This window comes from Klebsiella sp. NPDC088457, from assembly GCF_044900465.1.
GTDB lineage: Bacteria > Pseudomonadota > Gammaproteobacteria > Enterobacterales > Enterobacteriaceae > Klebsiella.
Map to the genome: position 1 here is coordinate 1 of NZ_JBJDNH010000012.1, position 21382 is coordinate 21382.

The following is a 21382-nucleotide window of genomic DNA, read 5'->3' on the forward strand; positions in this document are numbered from 1 at the left end:
GCCAAATACCCGACCCTGGCGCTGGTGGATTCCACCCAGGAGTTGCGTTTGTTGCCGAAAGATAGCCTGCCGAAACTGTGCGACGAACTACGGCGTTACCTGCTGGACAGCGTCAGCCGTTCCAGCGGGCATTTTGCCTCCGGCCTCGGCACGGTCGAACTGACCGTGGCGCTGCACTATGTCTATAATACCCCGTTTGACCGTTTAATCTGGGACGTCGGCCACCAGGCCTACCCGCATAAAATTCTGACCGGGCGCCGCGATAAAATCGGCACCATCCGGCAGAAAGGCGGGCTGCATCCGTTCCCGTGGCGCGGTGAAAGCGAATATGACGTCCTGAGCGTCGGCCACTCATCGACCTCCATTTCTGCAGGCATTGGGGTGGCGATTGCCGCGGCGAAAGAAGACAAGCAGCGTCGCGCGGTCTGCGTCATCGGCGATGGCGCCATTACCGCTGGCATGGCCTTTGAAGCCATGAACCACGCCGGCGATATTAAACCCGACCTGCTGGTGGTCCTCAACGACAACGAAATGTCGATTTCCGAGAACGTCGGCGCGCTGAATAATCATCTGGCGCAGCTGCTCTCCGGCAAGCTGTACTCGACCCTGCGCGAAGGCGGGAAGAAAGTCTTCTCCGGCGTACCGCCGATTAAAGAGCTGCTCAAACGCACCGAAGAACATCTCAAAGGGATGGTCGTTCCCGGTACCCTGTTTGAAGAGCTGGGCTTTAACTACATCGGCCCGGTAGACGGCCACGATGTGCTCGGTCTGGTTAACACGCTGAAAAATATGCGCGACCTGAAAGGGCCGCAGTTCCTGCATATTATGACCAAAAAAGGTCGCGGCTATGAGCCGGCGGAAAAGGACCCGATTACCTTCCACGCGGTGCCTAAATTCGATCACACCAGCGGCGTGCTGCCGAAAAGCAGCGGCGGCCTGCCCTCCTATTCGAAAATTTTCGGCGACTGGCTGTGCGGAACGGCGGCGCAGGACCGCAAGCTGATGGCGGTCACCCCGGCCATGCGCGAAGGTTCCGGCATGGTCGAGTTTTCCAGGAAATATCCCGACCAGTATTTCGATGTGGCAATTGCCGAGCAGCACGCGGTCACCTTCGCCGCCGGGCTGGCGATCGGTGACTATAAGCCGGTGGTGGCGATTTACTCCACCTTCCTGCAGCGCGCCTACGATCAGGTGATTCACGACGTTGCCATCCAGAAGCTGCCGGTCCTGTTCGCTATCGACCGCGCCGGTATCGTCGGCGCCGATGGGCAAACGCACCAGGGCGCCTTCGATCTCTCCTTCCTGCGCTGCATCCCGGAAATGGTGATCATGACGCCAAGCGACGAGAACGAGTGCCGCCAGATGCTGTATACCGGCTATCACTATAACGACGGTCCCAGCGCAGTCCGCTACCCACGCGGTACGGGTACCGGCGCCACGCTGGAACCGCTGGCTTCGCTGCCCATCGGCAAAGGCGTCGTTAAGCGCAGCGGCGAAAAAGTTGCGATCCTCAACTTCGGCACCCTGCTGCCGGAAGCCGCCCAGGTGGCGGAAAAACTCAACGCCACCCTGGTCGATATGCGTTTCGTGAAGCCGCTGGACCATGCTCTGATTTTGCAGCTGGCCAGCGAACACGACGTGCTGGTGACCCTGGAAGAGAATGCCATTATGGGCGGCGCGGGCAGCGGAGTGAACGAGCTACTGATGGCGCACCGCCGCGCGGTTCCGGTGCTGAATATCGGCCTGCCGGACTTCTTTATCCCGCAGGGGACTCAGGAAGAAGTGCGTGCCGATCTCGGACTTGATGCCGCCGGCATCGAAGCCAAAATCACGGCCTGGCTCGCATAACCCTCGCAACGGCTCCTGCTATGCTTAAAAGAAACCTTTTTTAGCGCATAGCAGGAGCATATCAATGCAATACATCACGCCAGAATCAACCAACCTACGGGTTTCCCGATTGTGTCTCGGCTGCATGACCTTTGGTGAGCCGGATCGGGGTAAACACGCCTGGACCTTGCCTGAAGAGAGTAGCCGCCCGTTGATTCAGCGCGCGCTGGAAGGCGGCATCAACTTCTTCGATACGGCCAACAGCTACTCAGACGGCAGTAGCGAAGAGATCGTCGGCCGCGCGCTGCGCGACTTCGCCCGTCGCGATGAGGTTGTGGTGGCCACCAAAGTTTATCACCCGGTCGGCGATCTGCCGGAAGGCCTCTCCCGCGGGCAAATTCTGCGTTCTATCGACGACAGCCTGCGACGTTTAGGCATGGAATATGTCGACCTGCTGCAAATCCACCGCTGGGATTACACCACGCCGATCGAAGAGACGCTGGCAGCGCTGGATGAGGTGGTAAAAGCGGGTAAAGCGCGCTATATCGGCGCCTCATCGATGCATGCCCGGCAGTTTGCCCAGGCCCTCGAGCTGCAGCAGCGTAACGGCTGGGCGCGCTTTGTAACCATGCAGGATCATTACAACCTGATCTATCGCGAGGAAGAAAACGAGATGCTGCCGCTGTGCCGGCGCGCCGGCGTGTCGGTGATCCCGTGGAGTCCGCTGGCGCGGGGCCGCTTAACCCGCCCGTGGGGCGAAACCACCGCACGTCTGGTGTCCGATGAGTTTGGCAAAACGCTCTACAGCGCCACCGATGAAAACGATGCGCAGATTGCGCAGAATCTTGCCGACGTAGCGGAAGAACTGGGAGCCAACCGCGCGCAGGTGGCGCTGGCCTGGCTGCTGAGCAAACCCGGCGTCGCCGCGCCGATCGTCGGGGCATCCCGCCAGGAGCAACTCGACGAACTGCTGGGGGCGGTGGATTTAACGCTAACCCCCGAGCAGGTGGCGAAGATGGAAGCGCCGTACCAGCCGCACCCGATTGTCGGCTTTAAATGATATTGCCGCCCCGGGCGACCCGCCCGGGGAACGACACTCCGGTTGCGTAACGCCGCCGGAGTACCGGCATCAGAAAAGACCGATCGGCCAGTGGTGGCCAATCACGTACAGCACCCCTGCGGAAATCACCCCGGCGACGATATCGTCGACCATAATTCCCATCCCACCGTGAATATTGCGGTCAAACCAGCGAATCGGCCACGGTTTCCACATATCGAAAATACGGAAGATCGCGAACCCGGCGGCCACCCATTGCCAGTCGAGGGTCGGCAGCGCCATCAGGGTTATCCACATACCGACAAATTCATCCCAGACGATGCTGCCGTGATCGTGGGTGCCCATATCCTTCGCCGTGCGATGGCAGATATAGACCCCGATACAGATGCTCATCATCACCACCAGCGAATAGAGCTGCCAGGGGAGAAAGGTCATCAGATACCAGAACGGAATCGCCGCCAGCGAGCCCATCGTACCGGGCACGACGGGACTTAAACCGCTGCCAAAACCGGTCGCCAGCAAATGCCAGGGATTAAGCATATTGAGCCGGCTTTTTGCCACATCTTTACTACGCACCAAAATGATCGTACCCCTTTAAATCCAGCTGAACCGGCTTGCCGGCCTGCAGCAGCTGCAAACCGTCCGCTTCAGCTCCCACCTGCCCAATGCAGGTAAAGCGCGCGCCGAGCTGGCCGATTGCCACATCGAGCGCGCCGCGGTTCAGCTCCGGGACGGTAAAGCACAGTTCATAGTCTTCGCCGCCCGCCAGCGCCCAGCGCAGCGCCTGCTCCGGCGCAACCTGGCGCAGCAGCGCATCGGATAGCGGCAGCGCGTCGAGATCGATCCGCGCGCCGCAGCCGCTGGCCTTCAGGATATGGCCGAGATCGGCAATCAGGCCGTCGGAAAGATCGATAGCCGAGCTGGCCAGATCGCGCAGCGCCTGACCTTGCAGTACCCGCGGCAGCGGGCGTAAATGGCGCGCCAGCAGATAATCGGCGTCGGCCGCCGATTCCACCACCAGCCGATCCTGCAAAATAGCCAGCCCCGCGGCGCTATCGCCGGGGGTGCCGGTAACATAAATCCAGTCGCCGGGTTTCGCCCCGGAGCGCTTCAGGGCGCGTCCCGGCGGCACAAAACCGTGAATACCCAGGGTCATTGACAGAGGACCGCGGGTCGTATCACCGCCGATCAGCTGCATATCGTAATAATTAAGCTGCATGAACAGGCTGTCGCTGAACGACTCCAGCCACGCTTCGTCCGCCTCCGGTAGCGTCAGCGCCAGCGTCAGCCACGCCGGTTCAGCGCCCATCGCAGCGAGATCGCTCAGATTGACCGCCAGCGCCTTATAGGCGAGGTCTGCAGGATCGATATCAGGTAAGAAATGGTTGCCCGCCACCAGGGTGTCGGTGCTGATTGCCAGCGTTTTTTTATCGGGAATATTCAGGAGAGCGCAGTCATCGCCGATGCCGGTTTCTACATCGAGACGCCTGCTTTTTACGCGATCAAAATAACGGGCAATCAGGGAGAATTCGCCGCATGCCATACGTTATGCCTCAGCAAAAGAAAAGAATAAGGCCGGACCCTGCGTGGATGACATCCCGCGAGACCCGGCCTGGAGTTTACTTTTTGTTGGGACGAATTGCCGGGGCTGCTTTGTCCAGCACGCCGTTAACAAACTTATGGCTATCTTCGGCGCCGAAGGTTTTCGCCAGTTCGATAGCTTCGTTGATCGCCACTTTGTACGGGACATCGTCACGCTTTGACAGCTCGAACAGGGCGATACGCAGTACCGCTTTTTCCACCTGGCCCAGCTCTTCCAGCAGACGGGACAGGTACGGCTTCATCAGGCCGTCGAGGTATGCGCTGTTAGTCGCCACTCCGGACAGCAGTTCGCGGAAATACAGAACGTCGACATCTTTAACATCTTGTTCCGCCAGGAACTGGTATTCAACATCGGCGATGTCGTTCTGGGACAACTGCCAGGAGTAAAGCGCCTGGACAGCACACTCACGGGCGCGGCGACGAGCAGCAGGTTTCACGGAATTCCCCTTACAAAAAAAATCAGGCCTTGATGGCTTTCAATACGTTAATCATTTCCAGCGCGGTCAGCGCAGCTTCTGCGCCTTTATTACCGGCTTTGGTGCCAGCGCGTTCGATGGCTTGTTCAATGCTTTCTGTGGTCAGAACACCAAAGGCTACCGGGATTTCGCTGTCCTGCGCGACATGAGCGAGGCCATTGCTTGCTCCGCCAGCCACATATTCAAAGTGCGCGGTACCACCACGAATCACCGTACCCAGCGCAATAACCGCGTCATATTTACCGGTTTTTGCCAGTACGCCAGCCGCCAGCGGCAGCTCATACGCGCCTGGAACCCACACAACGGTAATATTTTCATCTTTTACCTGACCGATGCGCTTCAGTGCGTCAAGCGCCCCTTCCAGCAGGCTGTCATTGATAAAGTTGTTGAAACGCGCAATGGTGATGGCGACGCGAGCGTCCGGGGTAGCAACGTTAGCTTCAATAATGTTCATACTCTTCCTTCGGGTTCATATGGCCCCGCAGGGGGGCGGATTTTATCATAATAATTTGTGCGCTGCTTCCCTTTCGACCAGGGAGATCATGCGCCCACTAAATGCAGGCAAACATCCGGGCCTACATGACGTATCTCATTGAATTTGAAATGGGGAGCTGCGGCCAGTTTCTCAAGGCCCGGCAGCTCGCATAGCCCGCGCGCGTCACTGCCTAATAGTTTAGGCGCAATATAGACGATAAGCTCGTCCACCAGCCCCGCCTGCAAAAGCGCGCCGGCCAGCGTCGGCCCCGCCTCCACCCAGATGCTGTTCACCTGCTGTTTGCCAAGCTGCATCATCAATAACACCAGATCAAGGTGGCCGTTATGTTCCGGGATCTGCAGGGTGCGCACGTTTTCCGGCCATTGCCGATCGTCAGCCTGGGTACGGGCAAAAAGAGTCTCTCCCGCCTGCTGCACAATGCGGTGCTGCGGCGTGACGCGGTTGTGGCTGTCGATGACGATCCGCAGCGGCTGACGCAGGTTTTCCCGCGGGTACAGCGCCTGGGTATCGGGGTCCAGTTCTTCCCAGCGCACGGTCAGTGCCGGGTCGTCCGCCAGAACGGTGGCGCTGCTGGTCAAAATAGCATGGCTCCGGGCGCGCAGACGCTGTACGTCGCGCCGCGCCTGCGCCGAGGTGATCCACTGGCTTTCGCCGCTGGCCATCGCCGTGCGCCCATCCAGCGAAGCGCCCATTTTGAGCTGAACATAAGGGAATCCGGTGCGCATCCGCTTGAGAAAGCCTTTATTCAGCGCTTCAGCTTCGCCCATCATCAGGCCATGGCTGACCGCAATTCCTTCCTGCTGCAGACGATACAGACCGCGCCCCGCCACCTGCGGGTTAGGATCCTGCATCGCGGCAACGACGCGGGTGACGCCCGCGGCAATCAGCGCTTCGCAGCAGGGCGGCGTACGGCCATGATGGCTGCAGGGCTCCAGCGTTACGTAGGCGGTCGCCCCTTTGGCCTTGTCGCCGGCCATGCGCAGCGCATGCACTTCCGCATGCGGCTCACCGGCGCGATAGTGAAAACCTTCCCCGACGATGTCACCGTCTTTCACGATCACACAGCCGACATTCGGGTTCGGATGGGTCGTAAAACGCCCGCGCTGCGCCAGCTTGAGCGCTCGCGCCATGTACATTTCGTCATGCATGGCTTAATCCTGTAAGCGGGCGATTTCTTCGCCGAATTCTTTAATATCTTCAAAACTGCGGTAGACCGAAGCAAAGCGAATATAGGCCACTTTATCGAGCTTCTTCAGCTGTTCCATCACCAGGTTGCCGATCATTTTGCTGGGCACTTCGCGTTCGCCGGTGCCGCGCAAATGCGTCTTGATATGGTTGAGCGCCATTTCAACATCGTCAGCGCTGACCGGACGTTTCTCCAGGGCTTTCAGCATCCCGCTACGCAGCTTATCTTCATTGAAGGGTTCCCGCACATCGTTGCTCTTGATCACCCGAGGCATTACCAGCTCTGCCACCTCAAAGGTGGTGAAACGTTCATTACAGACCAGGCACTGCCGACGACGACGCACAGAAGAGCCCTCACCCACCAGACGAGAGTCGATCACTTTGGTATCTACGGCGAAACAGAAAGGGCAATGCATAGCGCGTCCTGACAGGAAGTTAAACTGACGGGTAGTTTACCGCGAAGTGACCCGACAACAAAGAAAGAGCTTTTGAGACAAAGGATCTATGCCTGGTTAATCTGAACTGGCTACCATTAATTATTCTCTGTTAACGGAATCCCCTACCATGACAAGACGTTATTTTAAGCTGGCCATTGTGGCGAGTCTCTTTACCCTCAGCGCCTGCGCCCAGCAAAGTGCAGTTCGCCAGATGGACCAAAGCGTGAGTACGTTGAGCAAAGAGATGACGCAGCTTAATCAGCAAACGGTGAAGATTACCCAGCAAAACGCCCTGAACGCAAAGTCCAGCAGCGGCGTCTATCTCCTGCCCGGCGCCAGAACCCCGGCGCGCCTGCAAAGCCAAATCGGGACATTGCGGATGTCGCTACGTGATATCACTCCTGACGCGGGCGGCACTCGCCTGACGTTACGTATTCAGGGTGAATCGAACGATCCGCTACCGGCGTTTAGCGCCACCGTCGCCTCCGGTGAGCTCAGCGGCACGACGGAAAACTATCAGGAAGTGAACGTTCAGGATCAGCTGATCAGCGCGCCCGCCAGCACTCTGGCCCCCAGCGATGTGGACATCCCGCTGCGCCTGAACGGCGTCACGCCGGATCGGCTCGGCTTCGTGCGCATTCACGATATCCAGCCCGCCAACCCGCAGTAAAGCGCTGTCGCCGGGTGTCGCTGACATCCGGCCCTCCCCCGCGAAAATTCATTCACAATTTTTCCGTTCGGTTCAGTAAAAATTGGCCGCACTGATGAATTTCAGTGGCATTTTGTCAAGAAATGCATAGAATCGTGAACGCAATCGATTACGTATGTTTCTGTTCTGTGAAACAACACGTATTTTTGTGAGCAATGATTTCTATAATAGACCCCCACAGAAATACGAAATATTTAGCAACGCTTCGGCAACGTTTCTCACGCCTTTTGGCTTAATTTAAACAGTGGCATCATTATGAAAAAAACATTACTGGCAGCAGGCGCCGTTCTGGCGCTGTCCACATCGTTCACTGCTGGCGCGGCAGAAAACGACAAACCGCAGTACCTGTCTGACTGGTGGCACCAGAGTGTAAACGTGGTGGGTAGCTACCACACGCGTTTTGGGCCGCAGATCCGTAACGATACCTACCTGGAATACGAAGCGTTCGCCAAGAAAGATTGGTTCGATTTTTATGGTTACATGGATGCGCCGGTATTCTTTGGCGGTAACACCGACGCGAAAGGTATCTGGAACCACGGTTCGCCACTGTTTATGGAAATTGAACCTCGCTTCTCCATCGACAAACTGACCAATACCGATCTGAGCTTTGGTCCGTTCAAAGAGTGGTATTTCGCCAACAACTATATCTACGATATGGGTCGTAACGCCTCCGGTCGCCAGAGCACCTGGTACATGGGTCTGGGTACCGACATCGATACCGGCCTGCCGATGAGCCTGTCCCTGAACGTGTATGCGAAATACCAGTGGCAGAACTATGGCGCGTCCAACGAAAACGAGTGGGATGGCTATCGCTTCAAAGTGAAATACTTTGTTCCGCTGACCGACCTGTGGGGCGGCTCGCTGAGCTATATCGGCTTCACCAACTTTGACTGGGGTTCCGATCTGGGCGATGACAACTTCTACGACCTGAACGGTAAGCACGCGCGTAGCAGCAACTCCATCGCTTCCAGCCACATCCTGGCGCTGAACTATGATCACTGGCACTACTCTGTCGTAGCACGTTACTTCCACAACGGCGGCCAATGGGCAGACGACGCTAAGCTGAACTTCGGCGACGGCGACTTCAACGTCCGTTCTACCGGCTGGGGTGGTTACTTTGTTGTCGGCTACAACTTCTAATCCTGCCTGACGATAAAATCCGGCGGCGCCGCGCCGCCGGAAAAAAGCCGCTCCCGGCAATAAGACTGCCCCGCCAGACCAGGCTTAACACTTCACCTTACGTAAAAAATCGCTCAATGAACGGTCGGCACCTTCGCGAAAACGCCGCTCCGTGGCAACGATCCGCAGACAGCGGTCGAGGCGAAAACAGCGATAGTCGTTGCGCAGTTCGCACCAGGCCACCAGCATCCAGCGTTCGCCCCAGAAGAACAGACCCAGCGGCATCACCTCCCGCTGCGACCGCTGCCCGGCCTCGTCACGGTAATTCAGTGCCAGCACCCGCTGCGCAGAAATCGCCTGGTGGATGAGATCAAAATCACTTCTGGAATAGGGCTGATTGCCGAGATCCGGGGCAAAAATCCGCGTCTGCTCCGCCTTGCGACGGCTCTCTTCCGGCAAAATTGCCAGCACCTTTTCCTGCGCCGACTCCAGCTCTCGCGACAGCGAATCGCCGCCCCAGGTTTTAAGCACACGGATAGCCACCATCAGCGCTTCCGATTCACGATGGGTCAGCATCAGCGGCGGGAGATCAAAGCCCGACATCAGCCGGTAGCCGCTGCCGGCCTCCCCTTCGACCGGAACGCCGGAAAGCGATAAATCGCGAATATCACGGTAGATCGTGCGCTCCGACACGGCGAGCCGCTCCGCCAGCAGCGCGGCCGTCGTCAGCCGCCTGCCGCGCAGAATCTGTACTATCTGAAATAAACGATCGGCGCGTCGGGTCATGTTCCTTTCACATCGTTCTGCGGGTTAAGCCGGCTGGTGCAGCCCGACGCGGTTACCTTCGCTGTCGGTAAACAGGGCGATGGTCCCGATATCGTGCGGTAGCACTTCCGGGCCAAAAACCTTGCTGCCGCCGGCTTGCTCCAGGCGCGTTAAGGTTGAGGCAATATCGGCGGTATGCAGATACACCACCACGCCGGTACTGGCAGGGGTGAACATTTCACCTTTCACCAGCGCACCGCCGGTTGCCGGATGGGTATACGGAAACACCGCATTCTCAATGCCAGAGATGGTTTCCTGACGGAATTCAATAGCCAGTAACTGCGAGTAAAACTTCATCGCGCGATCCATATCGACGACCGGAATTTCAAACCAGTTAATCACATTATTCATACATCCTCCTGTCCGTTGTGTAAGTTCACAAGGAGTGTATGACAGGGCTCCTGACAGCATACTGTCAGGAGTGTTTTACGCGCCCTCTGCTGCCTGCACCAGCGCGCGCGACGGCTCCAGCAGCCACGGGCGGAAATAGCCCACGGTGTTGGAAAACGGCAGCACCTCCTCGGGCAGGGCAATGCCCAGCTGCTGGCGAATATAGGCGCGCCGGGCGAGGATCCGCTGCCAGAGCCGCGGGTAAGCCTGCGCCAGCTCATCGCGCAGCGCCGCATCCGCTAACGCCACCGTATCTTCGCAACTTGCCCCGCCATAGCCGGCCCGGGACGGGATAATGTCGATCTGCAAAAGCATACCGCTGCGCAGGCAGGCGCTGGAGTCCGGTCCGATGGGTGAACACAGCCACTCTTCGTCAGCCACCAGATGCCCGGGGTTCAGGTGCCAGCGATACTCCGCTTTCGGCAAAACCCGCTCGATCAGCGCATACATCTCGCCGCCGCGCATCCCGATACGCAGATTTTCCAGCCAGCTGACCACCGCCCGAAAATAGGGCTTCGCCACGACTTCCAGATAATCCGCGACCTCCGGCGCCAGCTCCGTTTCATCGTGGACCACATATGCCGCACGGCTGCTTAAGCCGCCTTTATAAGCAGTAGTCAGCGAGAACTTATCGCCACGCGTGATGGTTTTATCACCGGGGTAGAGGTTGGCATGAGCAAAGCGCTCCCCCGTGGCGGCAATCATCACCACGCTGTTGGGCTGGCCTTCCGCAGCCAGCAGCGCGCCGATCTGCTTTTCCGTTTTCCCCGGCGCGATGGCGTTGAGTGCGGTCAGGATCGCCGTTGATGCCAGGTTGGCGCCGTATTCGTAATGGGCCAGCTCATTGGCGGAGTTAACCGTTCTCACCCCGCCGTCCGGCGCAATAAATATCCCGGTGGCGTTGCGCAGTACCGCCTGCGGTCCGGCGGCCTGGCGAATGGCATCAACGATAAAAGCCGGCAGGTCAAACATCTGCGCCCGGTCGTCAGCGTGGCCGGTAAACAGCTTCCACCCTGCCAGCCCCAGTTTTTTCCCGGCGCTAACGCCGGCGTCCTGCAACAGCTGCGACAGAGGCTGGTCATTGGTCATCGGTTGATTCGGCAACGAGAACCACGGCGCATGGATCACCCGGTTTTCCAGCCGGGCGCAGGCCGCCAGCTTGAGGTTTTCATTGCCCAGCACCAGCACCTTCTCCCCCGCGCCGTGCAGCACCAGCAGCGCCTCTTCAAAACGAGGAATAAATCCGGTGAGATACTCAAAGTTGCCGCCATGCTCTTTATCGGCGTAGACAATCAGCGTGTCAAACCCGTGCTGGCGCATGTGCGCAAGCACTTTGGCTTTGCGCTGACGTAGGGTTTCATCGCTGAGGGTGACGGAAGGCATGTCGTGCCAGACGTCAGGTTGGGCTACTGGGGAAAGGGTGATGACGGCCATCGGCAGATCTCCATGTCATTAAACGCTGTGCAGGGAGAGTAACCAAATTTGCGGGGAACGGTAATAAAAAAATCCCGGCCTTGCGACCGGGATGACATTAACAGAACGTACCTGACTTACGGCAGAATTGACGGCTGATCCGCCCCTTCTTTCTCAACTTTCTGCTGCAGCATATGCTCGCGCTTCATGCCCAGCTTCAGCGCCAGCGCGGACGCTACGTAGATAGAAGAGGCCGTACCGATAGAGACGCCGATCAGCATGGTCAGCGAGAAGCCTTCCAGCACCGGGCCGCCAAAGAGATACAGCATCAGGATCACCACCAACGTGGTACCGGAGGTAATCAAGGTACGATGCAGCGTCTGGGTCAACGACACGTTGAAGATCTCATACGGCGTACCGCGGCGGATCTTACGGAAGTTTTCACGGATACGGTCAGAGACCACGATGCTGTCGTTCAGCGAGTAGCCGATCACCGACATCAGCGAGGCCACGATGGTCAGGTCAATTTCGATATGGAACAGCGACAGGATGCCCATAGTAATGACCACATCGTGCGCGAGGGCGATAACCACCCCGGCGGCCAGACGCCATTCAAAACGGAAACCGACGTACACCAGGATACAGATCAACGCCGCCAGCAGCGCCATCGCGCCGCTTTGCGCCAGGTCTGCCCCGACGCTTGGCCCCACGAACTCGATACGTTTCACCGTCGCGTTCTGGCTGGTCGATTCGTTAATCACGCTAATGACCTTACTGCCCAGCTCCTGGCTGCCGTTGGCATCGTGTACCGGCGGCATACGCACCATGATATCGCGGCTGCTGCCGAAGTTCTGCAGCTGCGGCTCTTCAAAGCCCGCCTTCTGCAGCGCGTCGCGCATCTGGTCCATGTCCGCGGGTTTTTCGAGGGTAATTTCAATCACCGTCCCGCCGGTGAAGTCCAGACCCCAGTTAAACCCACGCACGCCCATCACAATAATGGCGGCAATCAGCAGAAAACCGGAGATGCCGAAAGCCCAGTAGTCCCAGCGCATAAAGTCATAGACTTTACGGCCGTGGTTCAATTGTTCAACAGTATATTCCTGTGCCACAACGCACTCCTCAGATAGACAGCTTTTTAACGCGCTTGCCGCCGTACAGCAGGTTCACGATGGCACGGGTGCCGACGATAGCGGTAAACATCGAGGTTGCCACACCGATACCGGTAGTAATAGCAAACCCTTTAATGGCACCGGTACCGACCGCGTACAGGATGATAACTTTGATCAACGTCGTGATGTTAGCATCGAAGATCGAGCTGAATGCGCCCTTGTAACCTTCATCAATCGCCTGCTGAACGGAACGCCCGTTGCTCAACTCTTCTTTAATACGCTCGTTGATCAGTACGTTAGCATCGACCGCCACCGCAAGGGTGAGCACGATACCCGCAATCCCCGGCATACTCAGCGTGGCCCCTGGCAGCAGGGACATGATACCGACGATCAGAACCAGGTTCGCCACCAGCGCCGAGGTCGCAATCAGACCAAATTTCTTATAGAAGAAAATCATGAACAGGATAGAAACGACCAGACCAGCCAGACACGCTTCCAGGCCCTGTTTGATGTTCTGCATCCCGAGGGTTGGACCGATGGTACGCTCTTCAACGATCTGAATCGGCGCAATCAGCGCACCGGCACGCAGCAGCAGCGAAAGCTGACGCGCTTCGTTCGGGTTGCTGATACCGGTGATACGGAAGCTGTTGCCCAGGCGCGACTGGATGTTGGCGATGTTAATCACCTCTTCCTCTTTCACCAGAACCGCACGACCGTTGGCATCTTTCTTACCGCTGTCTTTGTACTCCACGAACAGGGTCGCCATCGGCTTACCGATGTTGTCCTTGGTGAAGTTAGACATGATGTTGCCGCCTGCGCTATCCAGCGAGATGTTAACCTGCGGCTGGTTGAACTCATCCATGCTCGACGTCGAGTCGGTGATATGGTCACCGGTCAGAATCACGCGCTTGTAGAGTACAACCGGGCGACCTTCACGGGTATCTTTCACTTCGGAGTCGCCAGGCACGCGGCCCGATGCGGCAGCGGCGCTGTCAACGTTGCTGTTGACCAGACGGAATTCCAGGGTCGCCGTGGCGCCGAGGATCTCTTTCGCCCGCGCGGTATCCTGAATACCCGGCAGCTCAACCACGATACGGTCGGCGCCCTGACGCTGAACCAGCGGCTCGGCAACGCCCAGTTGGTTAACGCGGTTGCGCAGTATATTAATGTTCTGCTGTACGGCGTATTCGCGGGCTTCTTTCATGCGCTCATCGCTCATCACCGCTTTCAGGGCGTTATTTCCCTGGCTGGAGATGACCAGATCGCGGTGGCGCGGGCCCAGCCAGGAGATGGCCTGATCGCGTGCTGCGCTATCGCGAAAAGCAATGCTCAGACCAAAATTGTCTTCCTTACGCACGGTGGAGTAAGGGATGCCTTTTTCACGCAGTTCGCTGCGCAGGCTGTCGATATTTTGTTCCTGCAGTTTGCCCAGCGCAGTCTCCATATCCACTTCCATCAGGAAGTGTACGCCGCCGCGTAGGTCAAGACCCAGCTTCATCGGCTCAGCATGAATGGCCGCTAACCAGCGCGGGGTAGCCGGTGCAAGGTTCAGCGCCACAACGTATTTGTCACCCAATACGCCCATCAGCACTTCACGTGCGCGTAACTGGACATCGGTGGTGTCGAAGCGCGCAAGAATGGCGCCCTCTTCCAGTGCCACAGACTTAGCGGTAATTTTTTCTTCTTGTAACGTTTTCTGGACCTGGATCAGCGTTTGCTCACTGGCGGCGACACCGCGCGCGCCAGTGATTTGAACGGCCGGATCCTCACCATACAGGTTGGGGAGCGCATACATCAGGCCGACGATGATCACGACGACCAGCATGATGTACTTCCACAAAGGATAACGGTTTAACACGGCAGTTCCCTTAGGGAAAAGTGGATTACAGCGCCTTCATGGTGCCTTTCGGCAGAACGGCAGCTACGAAGTCACGTTTAATAACCACTTCAGTGGTGTCATTCAGTGCGATAGCAATGTATCCGCTTTCCGCCACTTTAGTCACGCGACCGACCAGACCACCATTCGTCAGCACTTCATCACCTTTCGCGATGGAGTTCATCAGGTTTTTATGTTCCTTGGTGCGTTTCTGCTGTGGGCGCAGGATCATGAAGTAAAAAATCAGACCGAACACCACCAGCATCAGAATCAGAGACATCGGGCTACCCTGCGCCGCGCCACCGGTTGCTGCTACCGCATCAGAAATAAAAAAGCTCATTCAAATTCCCTCATTATTAAAATTAATCAACGTTCAAAGGTGGAACAGGTCGCCCCTGACGTTGGTAAAAATCGGTCACGAAGCTCTCTAATTTACCCTCTTCGATAGCCTTGCGTAAACCAGCCATTAAACGCTGATAGTAGCGCAGGTTATGAATGGTATTGAGGCGCGCGCCCAATATTTCGTTGCAACGATCGAGATGATGCAAGTAAGCCCGTGAATAATTGCGACATGTATAGCAATCACACTCCGCATCCAGCGGCGCGGTGTCGCTTTTATGCTTCGCGTTACGGATTTTCACCACGCCGTCGGTGACGAACAGGTGACCGTTGCGCGCGTTGCGCGTTGGCATGACGCAGTCGAACATGTCGATACCGCGGCGTACCCCTTCAACCAGATCTTCTGGTTTGCCGACGCCCATCAGATAGCGCGGTTTGTCCGCCGGAATCTGCGGGCAAACGTGCTCCAGGATACGGTGCATGTCTTCCTTCGGCTCGCCGACAGCCAAACCGCCGACAGCGTAGCCATCAAAGCCGATATCTACCAGACCTTTAACCGAGATATCACGTAAATCTTCGTAAACGCTGCCCTGGATGATGCCGAACAGCGCGTTTTTGTTGCCCAGCCCGTCGAAACGGTCGCGGCTACGCTGCGCCCAGCGCAGGGACATTTCCATCGAACGTTTGGCATAATCCCAGTCCGCCGGATACGGCGTACATTCGTCGAAGATCATCACGATGTCGGAACCGAGATCGTACTGAATCTCCATCGATTTTTCAGGATCGAGGAAAATAGGATCGCCGTTGATCGGGTTGCGGAAATGGACGCCCTGCTCGGTAATCTTCCGAATATCGCCGAGGCTGAAGACCTGAAAACCGCCGGAATCAGTCAGGATCGGCCCCTTCCACTGCATGAAGTCATGCAGATCGCCATGCAGCTTCATGATTTCCTGGCCAGGCCGCAGCCACAGGTGGAACGTGTTGCCGAGGATAATTTGCGCGCCGGTGGCTTCAACTTCTTCCGGCGTCATCCCTTTTACGGTGCCGTAGGTGCCGACAGGCATAAAAGCAGGTGTTTCAACCACACCGCGATCAAACACCAGCCGGCCGCGGCGGGCGCGGCCGTCGGTGGTATCCAGTTCAAATTTCATCTTCACTCCTGCGTCAGAAAAACAGTCTGACGTTAAACACTCATGCCGCGGACTGACTCCCCGACATGCTCAAAAATAGCCTGCGGATTGTACGTGATAAACATCGCGTCCCCGTAGCTAAAAAAGCGATATTTTTGTTCTACCGCAGCCTGATAGGCATTCATGGTGTGCTGATAGCCGGCAAAAGCCGACACCAGCATAATCAGAGTCGATTCAGGGAGATGGAAGTTGGTCACCAGCGCATCAACCACTTTGTACTGATATCCCTGATAGATGAAAATCTGCGTGTCGCCGAAGAACGGTTCAATGAGGTCGTTTTTCGCCGCCTGCGCCGCGCTCTCCAGCGAACGCACGGAGGTGGTGCCTACCGCAACCACGCGGTTGCCGCGCGCTTTCGCCGCCAGCACGGCATCGACAACCTCCTGCGGCACTTCGGCGTATTCGGAGTGCATAATGTGGTCTTCAATCGTCTCCACGCGCACCGGCTGGAAGGTCCCCGCCCCGACGTGCAGCGTGACGAACGCCATCTCGATGCCTTTCTCACGCAGCTTTTCCAGCATCGGCTCGTCAAAGTGCAGTCCTGCGGTCGGTGCGGCGACGGCCCCCGGCCTGGCGCTGTAGACGGTCTGATACAGCTCGCGGTCGGCATCTTCATCCGGGCGGTCGATATACGGCGGCAGCGGCATATGGCCGATGCTGTTGAGAATATCCAGCACCGGACGCCGATCGTTAAATTCGACTTCAAACAGGGCGTCGTGGCGCGCCACCATGATGGCGCTGATGCTTTCATCATCGCCAAGCAGCAGTTCCGCACCCGGCTTCGGCGCTTTAGAAGCGCGAATATGTGCCAGAATACGTTTATCATCCAGCATGCGCTCGACCAGCACTTCAATCTTGCCGCCGCTGGCTTTACGGCCAAACAGACGCGCCGGGATCACGCGGGTATTGTTAAAGACCAGCAGATCGCCAGGGTTGAGCTTATCGAGCAGATCGGTGAAAGTACCATGCGTCAGCGCCCCCGTCGGCCCGTCTAACGACAGCAGGCGACAGCGACTGCGCTCCGGCTGTGGGTAGTGGGCAATCAGTGATTCGGGTAATTCAAAGGAAAAATCGGTAACGCGCATGACGGTGGCTCAGACTAAATAAAGAGGCGGGTAGTCTAGTGCCGGGACGTGCTCCCTGCAACCGTTACCACCTCCGCGCGGAGATAATCCGCGAAATAATACGCGTCGTCTGGCGATAACCCCTGCGGCGTGAGTGAATAGCGAAGGTCCTTCGGGGCGCGGCCGCCGACGGCCCGCATCGCAGCCGGGAGTATGCCCGCAAGGGAGTCGGCGAAACCGAGCGCGACCATGACCCCAGGAAGACAACGCCCATGCAGCCTGAAACACACAGAGTATAACGATGAATTTTTTGGCACACCTGCACCTCGCCCATCTTGCCGACAGCTCGCTGCCCGGTAATCTGCTGGCGGATTTCGTCCGCGGTAACCCGCAGGCGGACTATCCGGCCGATATCGTCGACGGCATTTTTATGCATCGCCGCATCGATGTCATGACCGATAATCTGGCGGAAGTAAAACAAGCCCGCGAGTGGTTTCGCCCGCAAACCCGTCGCGTGGCGCCAATCGCGCTGGATGTGATGTGGGATCACTTTCTTTCACGCCACTGGGAGCGGATTGCACCCGATATGCCGCTCAGTGAATTTGTGCGCTATGCCGAAGCTCAGGTGACAACCATTTTAGCGGATTCGCCACCGCGCTTCGTCAATCTCAACGCCTATTTGTGGTCCGAACGCTGGCTTGAACGTTATGAGGATATGGCGTTTATTCAGCGTGTCCTCAACGGCATGGCCAGCCGCCGACCACGTCTCGACGCCCTGCGCGACTCCTGGCAGGATCTGGACGCCCATTACCACAGTCTTGAACAGCAGTTCTGGCATTTTTACCCGCGTATGATGGCCCAGGCCAAAAAACATGAGTTATAAATGATTGCGCTTTCTTATAAAAAGTCTATTCTGAACAGCGCATTCCAACATCTATTGATAGGTAAAACCTATCTCATTGATTGTCAACGTCACGTTGAGTTCGCATGAACCAATCCCTATACTTGCCCGCGTTGCGTTCCAATTAACCTTATTATTAACAGGAGAATCATATGGTTCTGGTCACTCGTCAGGCTCCGGATTTTACCGCGGCGGCAGTTTTAGGTAACGGCGAAATCGTTGAGAAATTCAACTTCAAACAACACACCAACGGTAAAGCGACCGTCCTGTTCTTCTGGCCGATGGACTTCACCTTCGTTTGCCCGTCTGAGCTGATCGCCTTTGACAAACGTTACGAAGAGTTCCAGAAGCGCGGCGTGGAAGTGGTTGGCGTCTCCTTCGATTCCGAATTCGTCCACAACGCATGGCGTAACACCCCGGTAGACCAGGGTGGTATTGGTCCGGTTAAATACGCGATGGTTGCTGACATCAAACGTGAAATCCAGAAAGCTTACGGTATCGAACATCCGGACGAAGGCGTGGCGCTGCGCGGCTCGTTCCTGATCGACGCTAACGGCGTCGTTCGCCACCAGGTAGTTAACGACCTGCCGCTGGGACGTAACATCGACGAAATGCTGCGCATGGTTGACGCGCTGCAGTTCCACGAAGAGCACGGTGAAGTTTGCCCGGCGCAGTGGGAAAAAGGCAAAGAAGGGATGTCCGCCTCTCCGGAAGGCGTTGCAAAATACCTGACCGAAAACGTCTCCAGCCTGTAATCGGTTGACGTTGTGAAAAAGGCCCGCGAATGCGGGCTTTTTTATCTCCTGCCGCCGCACATTTTTGCACTCTATCGCGCAGTCGCCGCTTCCTCACCCTTCCCTGACGGCTTTTTTGCTATCAAACTCAAACTTTGGTAAAAAACTGTCATGATATTTGTGATACGCACAGCACTTCTAAAAAATAAATCTCTCCTATTTTTAACCCTTCCCACCTGATATTTTTTCAATAATTCATAACCCAATCATAACTAACTGATAATTAACAAGATAATAAAAAATAATTTCCCTTTAAAAATAACATAAATATCATTTCGCTGTGATCAACTTCAAGGTTTAAAAATTCAAATGTGATCTGAACCATGATTTCCTGCTTTCTATTTCGTCATGCTTTCACTCAGAAAATAAATGCGTTAAGGATTGGATTATGGAAATCATTTTTGATCGCCGGTTAATCGCACTGGATCAGCACATTACCACCGCCAGTCAGGCGATCGAATTATCCGGGACGCTGCTGACCCGCCAGCAAATTTGTCGCCCCGAATACATCACCGCGATGCTCGAAGTCTATAAGGATTTTGGTCCCGCCATCGTTATTGATAGCGGGCTGGCGATGCCCCACGCACGCCCCGAAAAGGGGGCCATCCGCACCGGCTTTTCTTTAATCACGACCCGCCAGCCGCTTCACTTTGGTCATGAGGAGTTTGACCCGGTGAGCGTCATTATCGGTATCGCCGGCGCCGATGCCGATAACCATATAAAAATGATCCAGATAATCGCCTCACTGATTGAATCAGATATTGTGTCGTTCCTTCGTGAAGAGCATGACATCAATTCTGTATTCAATTTCATCCACAATAAAATGGAGTCATCATTATGTTAGTTATCAGAACAGTTTGTGGTAACGGCATTGGCAGTTCACTAATGGCCGCAAGCAATGTCAAAAAAATATGTGATGAATTAGGGATCAAAGCTGACGTCGCCTCTGTTGATTTTGCCAATGCCGTAGGAGAGAAAGCCGACCTCTATATCACCATCAAAGAATTAGCCAATCAGTTCCCTGCGCATTGTCAGGTCGCCATTATTCGCAGCTATGCACATAAAGCAAAAATTGCTGAAGATATTACCGACGCTCTGACAAAAATTGCTGCGACTCATTCTTAATCATTATTAAGGACACGATCATGCAGGCTATACTCACATTCTTATCAGAAATATTCAGCCAACCCGCATTTCTGATGGGGATTATCGCATTTGTCGGTTTAGTGGCACTGCGGTCCCCCGGAAATAAACTTCTCACCGGTACCTTAAAGCCCATTCTCGGTTGTTTAATGCTCAGCGCCGGCGCGGGGGTTATCGTCGCCAACCTCAATCCGCTCGGCGGAATTATCGAAGCCGGCTTTAATATTCGCGGCGTTATTCCGAACAACGAGGCCATTGTTTCCGTCGCCCAGAAGGTACTGGGCGTGGAAACCATGAGTATATTGCTGTTAGGTTTTATTTTTAACCTGCTTATTGCCCGCTGCACTAAGTATAAATATATCTTCCTTACCGGTCACCACTCTTTCTTCCTCGCCTGTCTGTTCTCTGCGGTACTGCAGGCGGCAGAATTCCGCGGCTGGATACTGGTATTGATTGGCGGATTCTTACTCGGTTCCTGGTCGGCGATCTCTCCGGCGATTGGCCAACGCTATACTAAGCAGGTCACCGAAGATGGCGGTATTGCAATGGGGCATTTTGGCTCGCTGGGGTATTATATCTCCGCGTGGATTGCCAGCAAAACCGGCAACCCGGCAAACTCTTTCGCCGATACCGAAATCTCTGAGAAATGGGGCTTTCTGCGCGATACCACGGTCACTACCGGGATCGTGATGTTCGTTATCTACTTTGTCTGCAGCGCCGTGGCCGGCACCGAATACCTGCGGACGATCACTGACCAGAACATGCTGATCTTCTCTATCCTGACTGGGTTGCAGTTTGCCGTCGGCGTCGCCATCGTCTACAACGGCGTGCGTCTAATTCTTGGCGATCTGGTACCGGCGTTCCAGGGGATTAGCCAGAAGCTGATTCCCGATTCGATTCCGGCCGTTGACTGCGCGGTGTTCTTTACTTTCAGCCCAACGGCAGTGGTCGTCGGTTTTATCAGTTCCTTTATCGGTGGTCTGGTAGGGATGCTGCTGCTGGGCGCCTTCGGCATGGCGCTGATCATTCCCGGTATGGTGCCGCATTTCTTCTGCGGCGGGACTTCCGGCGTCTTTGCCGACAAACTAGGCGGCAAGCGAGGCTGCGTCATTGCCTCGTTCATTGGCGGCATCTTCCTTGCCTTCCTGCCGGCGATGTTGCTACCGGCTTTAGGCAGCCTGGGCTTTGAGAACAGCACCTTTGCCGATTTCGATTTCGCGGTATGGGGCATCATTATCGGTAATGCGTTTACCCAGTTTGGCCAGATAACCATCTATTTGATTTGCTTCGCCCTGCTCATCGCTCTGCTGGTGCCTTTCTGCTTCCGCTCAGTTCGCGTGGTAGGAGATACGCTCAGCTATGAAGTGCTCACGGCGAATAAGAAAAATGAATAGGGTTTCATTTTTCCCTACGGGAAGCATTCTTCCCGT

Annotated in this window: 23 protein-coding genes; 9 read left to right on the forward strand and 14 right to left on the reverse strand. The window is 56.1% G+C overall.

Translation table 11 applies throughout. The annotated features are described in order from the left end of the window. Positions 1-1848, forward strand: a 1848-nt coding sequence (gene dxs / locus ACI2JR_RS09490; RefSeq protein ID WP_462478403.1) for a 1-deoxy-D-xylulose-5-phosphate synthase, incomplete at its 5' end; no start/stop codon positions are given. Between the two features lie 64 nt (positions 1849-1912). After that, entirely contained in the window at positions 1913-2887 is a 975-nt protein-coding gene (locus ACI2JR_RS09495; RefSeq protein ID WP_462478404.1) for an aldo/keto reductase, read from the forward strand. 69 nt (positions 2888-2956) lie between these two features. On the opposite strand, the gene pgpA is transcribed toward ACI2JR_RS09495, so the two are convergent. From pgpA to nrdR, 6 genes are all read right to left on the reverse strand, one after another. Then, positions 2957-3460, reverse strand: coding sequence for a phosphatidylglycerophosphatase A (gene pgpA / locus ACI2JR_RS09500; protein WP_165905682.1), 504 nt, complete (start codon positions 3458-3460; stop codon positions 2957-2959). Continuing rightward, positions 3453-4427, reverse strand: coding sequence for a thiamine-phosphate kinase (thiL, locus tag ACI2JR_RS09505; protein ID WP_132728410.1), 975 nt, complete (start codon positions 4425-4427; stop codon positions 3453-3455). The genes pgpA and thiL overlap by 8 nt, the downstream gene beginning before the upstream one ends. A gap of 76 nt (positions 4428-4503) precedes the next feature. Continuing rightward, positions 4504-4923 carry a transcription antitermination factor NusB gene (gene nusB / locus ACI2JR_RS09510; protein ID WP_004858621.1) on the reverse strand — a complete coding sequence of 140 codons (420 nt, stop codon included), beginning with the start codon at positions 4921-4923 and terminating at the stop codon, positions 4504-4506. Between the two features lie 22 nt (positions 4924-4945). After that, positions 4946-5416: a 6,7-dimethyl-8-ribityllumazine synthase gene (gene ribE, locus ACI2JR_RS09515; RefSeq protein WP_132728408.1), complete on the reverse strand. Its 471-nt coding sequence runs from the start codon at positions 5414-5416 to the stop codon at positions 4946-4948. Between the two features lie 86 nt (positions 5417-5502). Beyond that, positions 5503-6606 carry a bifunctional diaminohydroxyphosphoribosylaminopyrimidine deaminase/5-amino-6-(5-phosphoribosylamino)uracil reductase RibD gene (gene ribD / locus ACI2JR_RS09520; RefSeq protein ID WP_132728406.1) on the reverse strand — a complete coding sequence of 368 codons (1104 nt, stop codon included), beginning with the start codon at positions 6604-6606 and terminating at the stop codon, positions 5503-5505. Between the two features lie 3 nt (positions 6607-6609). Then, positions 6610-7059 carry a transcriptional regulator NrdR gene (gene nrdR / locus ACI2JR_RS09525; RefSeq protein ID WP_132728404.1) on the reverse strand — a complete coding sequence of 150 codons (450 nt, stop codon included), beginning with the start codon at positions 7057-7059 and terminating at the stop codon, positions 6610-6612. 148 nt (positions 7060-7207) lie between these two features. On the opposite strand from nrdR, the gene ACI2JR_RS09530 reads away from it, so the two are divergent. After that, a complete protein-coding gene (locus ACI2JR_RS09530) occupies positions 7208-7750 on the forward strand; it encodes a SadB/YajI family lipoprotein (protein ID WP_132728402.1) in 543 nt (180 codons plus the stop codon). Positions 7751-8044: 294 nt separating this feature from the next. After that, complete coding sequence (locus ACI2JR_RS09535; protein WP_132728400.1) at positions 8045-8929, forward strand: nucleoside-specific channel-forming protein Tsx; 885 nt, start codon at positions 8045-8047, stop codon at positions 8927-8929. A gap of 84 nt (positions 8930-9013) precedes the next feature. On the opposite strand, the gene ACI2JR_RS09540 is transcribed toward ACI2JR_RS09535, so the two are convergent. From ACI2JR_RS09540 to queA, 8 genes are all read right to left on the reverse strand, one after another. After that, complete coding sequence (locus ACI2JR_RS09540) at positions 9014-9694, reverse strand: helix-turn-helix transcriptional regulator (RefSeq protein ID WP_462478405.1); 681 nt, start codon at positions 9692-9694, stop codon at positions 9014-9016. 24 nt (positions 9695-9718) lie between these two features. Continuing rightward, on the reverse strand, positions 9719-10084 hold the full coding sequence (locus tag ACI2JR_RS09545) for a VOC family protein (RefSeq protein ID WP_132728396.1): 366 nt from the start codon (positions 10082-10084) through the stop codon (positions 9719-9721). A 75-nt stretch (positions 10085-10159) separates the two neighbouring features. Beyond that, positions 10160-11557 (reverse strand): M24 family metallopeptidase, encoded by a 1398-nt coding sequence (locus tag ACI2JR_RS09550; protein ID WP_462478406.1) that lies wholly within the window; start codon positions 11555-11557, stop codon positions 10160-10162. 116 nt (positions 11558-11673) lie between these two features. Further along, positions 11674-12645 (reverse strand): protein translocase subunit SecF, encoded by a 972-nt coding sequence (secF, locus tag ACI2JR_RS09555; RefSeq protein WP_132728392.1) that lies wholly within the window; start codon positions 12643-12645, stop codon positions 11674-11676. A 10-nt stretch (positions 12646-12655) separates the two neighbouring features. Continuing rightward, complete coding sequence (gene secD / locus ACI2JR_RS09560) at positions 12656-14503, reverse strand: protein translocase subunit SecD (protein ID WP_132728391.1); 1848 nt, start codon at positions 14501-14503, stop codon at positions 12656-12658. A gap of 25 nt (positions 14504-14528) precedes the next feature. Further along, the gene (yajC, locus tag ACI2JR_RS09565; RefSeq protein ID WP_004099423.1) at positions 14529-14861 is read right to left on the reverse strand and encodes a preprotein translocase subunit YajC; all 333 of its coding nucleotides are present in this window, start codon (positions 14859-14861) and stop codon (positions 14529-14531) included. Positions 14862-14883: 22 nt separating this feature from the next. After that, a complete protein-coding gene (gene tgt, locus ACI2JR_RS09570; protein WP_132728389.1) occupies positions 14884-16011 on the reverse strand; it encodes a tRNA guanosine(34) transglycosylase Tgt in 1128 nt (375 codons plus the stop codon). 32 nt (positions 16012-16043) lie between these two features. Further along, the gene (gene queA / locus ACI2JR_RS09575; RefSeq protein WP_462478407.1) at positions 16044-17135 is read right to left on the reverse strand and encodes a tRNA preQ1(34) S-adenosylmethionine ribosyltransferase-isomerase QueA; all 1092 of its coding nucleotides are present in this window, start codon (positions 17133-17135) and stop codon (positions 16044-16046) included. Between the two features lie 280 nt (positions 17136-17415). Between queA and acpH the strand changes: the two genes are divergently transcribed. The 5 genes from acpH to ACI2JR_RS09600 all read left to right on the forward strand — a co-directional run bounded on the left by acpH (position 17416) and on the right by ACI2JR_RS09600 (position 21346). Then, positions 17416-17997: an ACP phosphodiesterase gene (acpH, locus tag ACI2JR_RS09580; RefSeq protein WP_132728386.1), complete on the forward strand. Its 582-nt coding sequence runs from the start codon at positions 17416-17418 to the stop codon at positions 17995-17997. A gap of 170 nt (positions 17998-18167) precedes the next feature. Continuing rightward, positions 18168-18770 carry a peroxiredoxin gene (locus tag ACI2JR_RS09585; RefSeq protein WP_132728384.1) on the forward strand — a complete coding sequence of 201 codons (603 nt, stop codon included), beginning with the start codon at positions 18168-18170 and terminating at the stop codon, positions 18768-18770. A gap of 427 nt (positions 18771-19197) precedes the next feature. Next, positions 19198-19653 (forward strand): PTS sugar transporter subunit IIA, encoded by a 456-nt coding sequence (locus ACI2JR_RS09590; protein WP_462478408.1) that lies wholly within the window; start codon positions 19198-19200, stop codon positions 19651-19653. Next, positions 19647-19934, forward strand: a complete 288-nt coding sequence (locus ACI2JR_RS09595; RefSeq protein ID WP_462478409.1) for a PTS sugar transporter subunit IIB — start codon at positions 19647-19649, stop codon at positions 19932-19934. Before ACI2JR_RS09590 ends, ACI2JR_RS09595 begins: the two co-directional genes overlap by 7 nt. A gap of 20 nt (positions 19935-19954) precedes the next feature. Then, positions 19955-21346: a PTS ascorbate transporter subunit IIC gene (locus ACI2JR_RS09600; protein ID WP_462478410.1), complete on the forward strand. Its 1392-nt coding sequence runs from the start codon at positions 19955-19957 to the stop codon at positions 21344-21346. Positions 21347-21382 lie beyond the last annotated feature (36 nt).

Coding starts and splice junctions, on each gene's coding strand:
- ACI2JR_RS09495 (WP_462478404.1), top strand. CDS start 1,913: ATGCAATACATCACGCCAGAATCAACCAACCTACGGGTTTCCCGATTG.
- thiL (WP_132728410.1), bottom strand. CDS start 4,427: ATGGCATGCGGCGAATTCTCCCTGATTGCCCGTTATTTTGATCGCGTA.
- ribE (WP_132728408.1), bottom strand. CDS start 5,416: ATGAACATTATTGAAGCTAACGTTGCTACCCCGGACGCTCGCGTCGCC.
- ribD (WP_132728406.1), bottom strand. CDS start 6,606: ATGCATGACGAAATGTACATGGCGCGAGCGCTCAAGCTGGCGCAGCGC.
- nrdR (WP_132728404.1), bottom strand. CDS start 7,059: ATGCATTGCCCTTTCTGTTTCGCCGTAGATACCAAAGTGATCGACTCT.
- ACI2JR_RS09530 (WP_132728402.1), top strand. CDS start 7,208: ATGACAAGACGTTATTTTAAGCTGGCCATTGTGGCGAGTCTCTTTACC.
- ACI2JR_RS09535 (WP_132728400.1), top strand. CDS start 8,045: ATGAAAAAAACATTACTGGCAGCAGGCGCCGTTCTGGCGCTGTCCACA.
- ACI2JR_RS09540 (WP_462478405.1), bottom strand. CDS start 9,694: ATGACCCGACGCGCCGATCGTTTATTTCAGATAGTACAGATTCTGCGC.
- ACI2JR_RS09545 (WP_132728396.1), bottom strand. CDS start 10,084: ATGAATAATGTGATTAACTGGTTTGAAATTCCGGTCGTCGATATGGAT.
- ACI2JR_RS09550 (WP_462478406.1), bottom strand. CDS start 11,557: ATGGCCGTCATCACCCTTTCCCCAGTAGCCCAACCTGACGTCTGGCAC.
- yajC (WP_004099423.1), bottom strand. CDS start 14,861: ATGAGCTTTTTTATTTCTGATGCGGTAGCAGCAACCGGTGGCGCGGCG.
- tgt (WP_132728389.1), bottom strand. CDS start 16,011: ATGAAATTTGAACTGGATACCACCGACGGCCGCGCCCGCCGCGGCCGG.
- queA (WP_462478407.1), bottom strand. CDS start 17,135: ATGCGCGTTACCGATTTTTCCTTTGAATTACCCGAATCACTGATTGCC.
- acpH (WP_132728386.1), top strand. CDS start 17,416: ATGAATTTTTTGGCACACCTGCACCTCGCCCATCTTGCCGACAGCTCG.
- ACI2JR_RS09585 (WP_132728384.1), top strand. CDS start 18,168: ATGGTTCTGGTCACTCGTCAGGCTCCGGATTTTACCGCGGCGGCAGTT.
- ACI2JR_RS09590 (WP_462478408.1), top strand. CDS start 19,198: ATGGAAATCATTTTTGATCGCCGGTTAATCGCACTGGATCAGCACATT.
- ACI2JR_RS09595 (WP_462478409.1), top strand. CDS start 19,647: ATGTTAGTTATCAGAACAGTTTGTGGTAACGGCATTGGCAGTTCACTA.
- ACI2JR_RS09600 (WP_462478410.1), top strand. CDS start 19,955: ATGCAGGCTATACTCACATTCTTATCAGAAATATTCAGCCAACCCGCA.